The organism is Bradyrhizobium rifense, from assembly GCF_008123425.1.
In the GTDB taxonomy this organism is placed as follows: Bacteria; Pseudomonadota; Alphaproteobacteria; order Rhizobiales; family Xanthobacteraceae; genus Bradyrhizobium; species Bradyrhizobium rifense.
The window spans coordinates 62,219-69,053 of record NZ_VSSS01000009.1; the positions used below are offsets into that span (position 1 = coordinate 62,219).

Here is a 6,835-nt window from a genome sequence, read left to right on the forward strand (position 1 = left end):
TCAGGCTGCGATTGAACCGGCAGGATTCAGGTTGCATCGATGAGTGAAAGGCCGCCCATTTCGCCCCGGAGTCCGCGGGCAGCGCTCGAGCCCGAGCAGGTCCCGCCGCCCCCGAAGCGTTCGGAGCGGGCGCGCAATCCCTTTGTCGTGGTCGGCAACGCCATCATCACCCTGCTGCTGATCGGCATGCTCGGCGCCGGCGGCGCCTATTATTACGGCCGGCAGGTGCTCGAGGCGCCGGGGCCGCTGAAGGAAGACAAGATCGTCAACATCCCGCAGCGTGCGGGCAAGCGCGACATCGCCGAGACCCTGAACAAGGAAAGCGTGACCGATGTCAATCCGTGGGTGTTCATCGCCGCGGTGGCTGCGCTGAAGGCGAGCTCGGACCTGAAGCCGGGGGAATATTCGTTCCAGAAGAACGCATCCCTGCGCGACGTCATCGCTACCATCGTCGAGGGCAAGGTGGTGCAGCATTCCGTCACGATTCCGGAGGGCCTGACCTCCGAGCAGATCGTGGCACGGTTGTCCGACAACGACATCTTCACCGGTAGCGTGCGCGAATTGCCGCGTGAAGGCACGCTGCTGCCGGAGACCTACAAGTTCCCGCGCGGGACCCCGCGCGATCAGGTGATCCAGCGCATGCAGCAGGCGCACAAGCGCGTGCTCGCGGAGATCTGGGAGCGCCGCAGCCAGGACCTTCCGGTCAAGACTCCGGAGCAGCTGGAGACGCTGGCCTCGATCGTCGAGAAGGAGACCGGCAAGCCCGACGAGCGTAGTCGCGTCGCTGCCGTGTTCGTCAATCGGCTCAAGCAGAAGATCAAGCTGCAGTCCGATCCGACCATCATCTACGGCCTCGTCGGCGGCAAGGGCACGCTCGGACGCCCGATCAAGCGCAGCGAGATCACGCAGCCCTCGCCCTACAACACCTATGTCATCGAGGGCCTGCCGCCGGGCCCGATCGCCAATCCCGGTCGCGCGTCGCTGGAGGCGGCAGCCAACCCGGCCCGCACCCGCGACCTCTTCTTCGTTGCCGACGGCTCGGGCGGGCACGCCTTTACCGAGACCTATGACGCGCACCAGAAGAACGTCGCCAAGCTGCGCGCGATGGAGAAGCAGATCCAGAACGACACGGTCGAGCCGGCCGATGACGCGCCGGCGCCGGCCGCCGCGGCGCCTGCAGCCGCAGATACCGCGCCGACCGCGACCACGCCCAAGCCGACTCAGCAGAAGAAGCCGCCGGCTGCTCGGCCCGCCAATCCGGCGGCGCCCGCCCGGCAAGGCGCCGTGCAGCCAGTGCCGCCGGTGATCCAGCGCTAGCGCAGGCCTGCCTACGGGACTTTGCGGATTACACTTTCCCGCAAAATAGTCTTAAGATTCGCGTGGCCTGATGGCCTTGCGAATCCTGTGTTTCCGGAGAATTTGACCTGATGGCGCTGTCGTCCATGACCGGCTTTGCCCGAAGCCACGGCGCGAGCGGGCCGTATACGTTCGAATGGGAATTGAAGTCGGTCAACGCCAAGGGCTTTGACTTGCGGGTGCGGCTGCCGCAGGGGTTCGACGAGCTCGAGGCCCACGCCAAGAAGCGCGCCGGCGAGCTGCTGTCGCGCGGCACCGTCTACGCCAATCTCACCGTCAAGCGCGCCAATGCCGCGGCCTCCGTCCGGGTCAATGAGGACGTGCTCAACGCCGTCCTGAAGGCCGCCGCCGTCATCGCCGGCAAGGTCGATGCGGTCGCGCCGAGTGTCGACGGACTTCTGGCCATCAAGGGTGTCATCGAGGTCGCCGAGCCCGAGGGCGACGAGGACGAGGACAAGGCCGCGCGGGCCGCCGCGGCGGACGCCTTCGACAAGGCGCTCGCCGAACTCGTCGAGATGCGCAAGCGCGAGGGCACCTCGCTCGGGCAGATCCTGACCCAGCGGGTCGATGAGGTTGAGCAGCTGGCGAAGAAGGCCGAAGCTGCCCCCGGCCGCAAGCCGGAGGCGATCAAGGCGAGGCTCGCCGAGCAGATCGCCGCGCTGCTGGACACGTCCGACCGTTTCGATTCCGACCGCCTGATGCAGGAGGCGATCCTGATCGCAACCAGGGCCGACATCCGCGAGGAGCTCGACCGCATCGCCTCCCATATCGCCCAGGCGCGCGAGCTGATCGGCAAGGGCGGCCCGGTCGGGCGCAAGCTCGACTTCCTGGCGCAGGAGTTTCACCGCGAGGTCAACACCTGCTGCTCGAAGTCGAACGACATCGAGCTGACCAATACCGGGCTCGCCATGAAGAACGTGGTCGAGCAATTTCGTGAGCAGGTCCAGAATCTGGAGTGATCGATGACGATGGGCGGTCACGGAACTGACGGTGTCGAGCGGCGCGGGCTGATGTTCGTGCTGTCCTCGCCATCGGGCGCGGGCAAGACGACGCTGTCGCGTCTCCTGATGGACCGCATGCCGGGTCTGCGCATGTCGGTGTCGGCGACGACGCGATCGATGCGGCCCGGCGAGGTCGACGGCCGCGACTATCTGTTCGTCGACAAGCCCAGGTTCGACGCCATGGTGAAGGGCGACGAGCTGCTGGAATGGGCCACCGTGTTCGACAACAGCTACGGCACGCCGCGTGCGCCCGTCGAGGCCGCGCTGTCGGCGGGGCAGGACGTGCTGTTCGACATCGACTGGCAGGGTACGCAACAGTTGCGCGAGAAGGCGCGCGCGGACGTCGTCAGCGTGTTCATCCTGCCGCCGTCGGCCGGCGATCTCGAGAAGCGACTGCACTCGCGCGCGCAGGATTCCGACGAGGTGATCCGCAAGCGGATGAGCCGCGCCAGCCACGAGATGAGCCACTGGGCCGAGTACGACTACATCGTCATCAACCACAATGTTGATGATGCCTTCGCCGAGGTGCAGTCGATCCTGAAGGCCGAGCGCCTCAAGCGCGAGCGGCGGACTGGCCTCGTGAGCTTCGTGCGAGGGCTGCAAGGTCAGCTTCAAGGCTAGCAACGTCAGTTTCAGGGCGAGGCTGTGTTAGCCGCGGCCCTTCCGTCGCCAGCCGCTCCAGCATCGCCGTGATGATGTCGATGTCGGCAGCACTTTCGTCGCGCGCATGTTCGTGTTGCGCGTCCGCGTCGTGCTCTGCAGGCTCTTCGTGGTGGATGTCGTCGGCCGCAAGCTGAGGCGCCAGGGGCTCGATCTCGAACTCGCCGTCGAAATAGTCGATCCCGGTCTCGTCAGGCTCGATCTCGTCAGGCTCTGCTGCCGCAACCTCAATGGAACGGCCCTGCGCGGCGATCCGGCTAATGGCGTTGGAGAATGCGGCGATCTGCGGGGCTTCCACACGCATGGCGTCGAAGTCCACCGGAAGCGGCCGTTCGACGCGCGGCGCCGGCTCGGTATGCCAGGGCGCGCGGCCGTCGTCGTCATCCTGCCGATGATCCCAGTTCACGCGGCGATCGGCCGCCCTCGCGCGCGCGCGTCCACCTGCGAAGCGATAGATCACGCTGGCGAGGAGGCCGGCGAGCGCCAGCGCGCCACCGATGACGAGCAGCAGCATCTGCAGCGAACCGGTCGGCTTGTCGGCGGGCGCGTCTGCCGCGGCGACCGTCACCGGGGCAGGGGATGCGGCCGGTTTTGTGCTTGGCTGCGCGGAGGCCGCTGCAGATGCAGCCGTTGCAGGTGAAGGCCGCGGTGCGGGCGAAGCGGATGCGGCATCGGGCCAACGCGTGGCGACGGCGGGCTGCGCTGCATTGGCGTCAGTGGCGCTGAGAGCCTGCTGCGTTGCGGCTGCCGTCGGCGTGCTCGCTGCGGCACTGGTCTGCGGCGCGGTATATTCAGCATGCGCATTCTGCACGGATGGCGGCGCGGCTGGAGCCGGCGTATCGGCCGTCGCTTGCGCGCTTTGCGTCGCCTTGGCGCCTTCGGTGCGTAGATACCAGCATTGCCGCTTGGTCGCGCGCTCGAGCCGATAGAACCAGTGCTGGCCCTGCGGCGCGACACCCTTCGGCGAGGCCAGACAGTCGGCTGCCGCATTCGCCGTGGTCGCGGCATTGGGGGCGCTCGGCGCGTTCTGCGACACGGCTGCCAATGGTGCGCCGGCAATGATGCTGCCTATCAGCGCGGATATGAATTTCGCGGTGCGGTTGCCCATCCTGGTCTCCCGTTTACGCATGACGCAACTCGATACCTTTCCTTTCTCAACAAAGAGTTAGGTGGCAATGAGCCGCAAATCCGGAGAGGATGTGGCACGGCGGAATGTGCCGGAACCGCTGCGCCCCGACAGGCGGCCGGCGCCGGTATAGGTGATGCCGCCTTCACCCTGTCCGAACGTGTGCACCGAGCCATTCGGGTTGACGGTCCCGCTGACGCCTTGGCCGATCACGCGGCCCGAGGTCACGACGGTCGCGCCGCTGGACGTGCCGCCGCAACCGACACTGGTGACGGCCCAGGCGCCGTCGAAGCTGCCGCCGCCACCGCCACCGCCGCCGCTGCGCCGCGGCGACGAGCGCTGTTCGTCAGCGGCCGGCTTGCTCCGGCGCTCGGGCGGCGCAGGTTCCGCGGAGCGGCCTGAAGAACTATCCTGGCGCGAGCCGGACAGCGATTTTTCGTCGTTGCCGATCGAACCGCCGGCGCTGCCGGATTGCGCGAGGGCCGAAGGAGCGGCGAGGGCGAGCAGAAGTGCGGCGAGGGCAAACTTGCGGCTTGCGGTGTTCGACATGAGCCAGAAATCCATCATCATGAAAAATCAGCGGCAAAATCAACGACCGGAGCCGTCGGCACAAACGCTTCCAATAATGCGGCAAGCTTTGCCAGCCTGCCGCAATCGTCAAGCGCGGCATCCTTGGCGCGCTGCACGCTATCGCGCAGGACCAGCGACCAGGACTTGTCCGAGATCGCGAACGCGCCGCAGCTTTTGCCGTAGAAGGAGAGCTCGATCGGACATTTCGCGCCTCCGCAATTGCCGAGCGCATCCGCCACCGCCGCGCGCCGCGAGGCATGATTCCAGGAGATGCCCCATTTGTTGCCGTCGGGTCCGTAGACGATCGAGCCCCACGGCTTGAGATCCTCCATCTTGCGCATCCGCAGCAGCAGGCCTTCGGTCGCCTCGCCGGTAGGCGCCATCGAAATCCGCTGCTGCAGCTTCGTGATGGCGCGCGTCAGTCCGTCAGGCGTATCGGGGTCGAAATTGAGCTCGTAGAGCCGCTCGTTCAATTCGCTGAGCAGGCCGGCATCGCGCAGTGGCACGCGGTCGGGATCGGCGCGCAGCCGGTCCGCCGGCAGCGGGTCGGGCTGCATCGCCGCGACCTGCGGCGGCGCGGTCTGCGTCGGCGGCACGAAGTAGAAGGTGCCGTCGATCGGCGAGGACGACACCCAGGGCTGCTGCGCACCTGACGTGGCGCGCTTCACGGCGAGGCCGACCTGGTTGAAGGTCTGGAACACGTCGAGGCCCGCGGTGCGGACCGTCGCGGCCAGCGCCTTGGTATAGGGGCTGTGACCGTCGCTGCCGTCCTGGGCAACATTGCCGGGCTGCGTGGCGTAGGAGATCAGCGTTCCCTCGGGCGCGCGCATCTGAGCAAGACCGCCGTCGGAGGAGCGCAGGCCGCGCGAGCCGAACGGGTTGTTGCGGCAGGCATCGAGGATGACGAGGTTGAGCCGCGTGCCGGAGCCCTGCATCTGCCGCAGCACCAGATTGACGTCGGTCATCTGGAAATCGACGTCGGCCTCGCGCGTCGGATTTGCGCCGACCGGCACGAGATAGTTCGAGCCCGCGACCTGCACGCCGTGACCGGCATAATAGAACAGCGCGACGTCGGCGCCCTGCACCTGCCGGCCAAAACTCTGCACGGCGAGGTCCATCGCGCCCTTGTCGAGATCGAGCTGGGCGCGGCCGCCGACCAGCGTGAAGCCCAGCGTGCCGAGCGTCTCCGCCATCAGGCTCGCGTCCTTGGACGGGTTGTCGAGCGGCGTGATGTTCTTGTAGGCGGAGTTGCCGACCACCAGCGCGATGCGCTTCTCGGCTGATGCCGGTTGGAGCGCGACGGCGAGCGTGGCCGCGACAAGCGCTGCCAGCCTCAGGACGCGATTGAAAATCCTCGCGTGCATCAAAAACCCCCAAAGCAATGCCGGCAATCTACCAGCCGGGCGCGCGGGCGAAAAGCGGTGCGACAGTCTGAACCGTGGCTTCCTGTGCGCATCGCGGCCGGGAAGGAAGCGTGGCCTATCATTCTCGCGGCAGGTTTTGCCCGAGCTGTTCGGTCGTCACACCGCCCGATGGAAGCCAAAGGGCGCAGGGAAGGCCGGGCGCCGGCTGGCACCCGAGATCCGTGCGCTTTGGAAATGCACACGGGGTGGATCACAGGTGACGCCGGTCGCCCGGCCTTCCCTGCGCGGATGGTTTTAACGGTGTCCTTCGTGCTCTCCCCGGGGAGCGATGCACTATTGCCCCCGTCGCGTTGCGGATGACTGATGCGCGCGCCCGGTCGGGCCGCCACATCACCGCAAGGCTTGACGCACAGACCCCGGGCGTCAGGACCACACGACTTCTCCGTCCGCGGACGGCTTCGCCTGAGTACCCAAGGCTTGCGTGTGCTCACCCCCGGCAACCGACGAACCCGCTGTGACCGCGCCGTGTCGTGCCGCGTTGCGTAAGGACTCACGGTTGCCCGCCCTGTCATCCCGCAATCCGCGCCGGCGCTACCGCGTCCACCGCAACCCAACCCGCATCTTGTGACGATCGCGGAGCGCCCCTTTGGCAGGGCCGGGATGAGGGGCTTATGCCACAAATCCGAAATTCGGGAAAGTGGAATATTTTTGCGAAGAGGGATTGACGGGGTGTTTTGCTGTTTTGCCCGACGAGGCTG

At 66.9% G+C, this 6,835-nt stretch carries 5 protein-coding genes and 1 pseudogene; 3 read left to right on the plus strand and 3 right to left on the minus strand.

Going from position 1 to position 6,835, the window contains the following annotated elements; genetic code table 11:
* Window positions 1-39 precede the first annotated feature (39 nt).
* The 3 genes from mltG (at window position 40) to gmk (ending at window position 2,978) form a co-directional block, all read left to right on the plus strand.
* The gene (gene mltG, locus FXB40_RS04370; protein ID WP_148770977.1) at window positions 40-1,317 is read left to right on the plus strand and encodes an endolytic transglycosylase MltG; all 1,278 of its coding nucleotides are present in this window, start codon (window positions 40-42) and stop codon (window positions 1,315-1,317) included.
* A 110-nt stretch (window positions 1,318-1,427) separates the two neighbouring features.
* Window positions 1,428-2,315, plus strand: a complete 888-nt coding sequence (locus FXB40_RS04375) for a YicC/YloC family endoribonuclease (protein ID WP_148770978.1) — start codon at window positions 1,428-1,430, stop codon at window positions 2,313-2,315.
* Between the two features lie 3 nt (window positions 2,316-2,318).
* Window positions 2,319-2,978, plus strand: a complete 660-nt coding sequence (gene gmk, locus FXB40_RS04380; RefSeq protein ID WP_148770979.1) for a guanylate kinase — start codon at window positions 2,319-2,321, stop codon at window positions 2,976-2,978.
* On the opposite strand, the gene FXB40_RS04385 is transcribed toward gmk, so the two are convergent.
* The 3 genes and pseudogenes from FXB40_RS04385 to FXB40_RS04395 form a co-directional block, all read right to left on the minus strand.
* Window positions 2,911-4,125 (minus strand): hypothetical protein, encoded by a 1,215-nt coding sequence (locus tag FXB40_RS04385; RefSeq protein ID WP_148770980.1) that lies wholly within the window; start codon window positions 4,123-4,125, stop codon window positions 2,911-2,913. The two genes, gmk and FXB40_RS04385, sit on opposite strands and share 68 nt — an antisense overlap.
* Before the next feature lie 57 nt (window positions 4,126-4,182).
* Complete coding sequence (locus tag FXB40_RS04390) at window positions 4,183-4,692, minus strand: hypothetical protein (RefSeq protein WP_148770981.1); 510 nt, start codon at window positions 4,690-4,692, stop codon at window positions 4,183-4,185.
* Between the two features lie 39 nt (window positions 4,693-4,731).
* A pseudogene (locus tag FXB40_RS04395) lies at window positions 4,732-6,077 on the minus strand (caspase family protein).
* Window positions 6,078-6,835 lie beyond the last annotated feature (758 nt).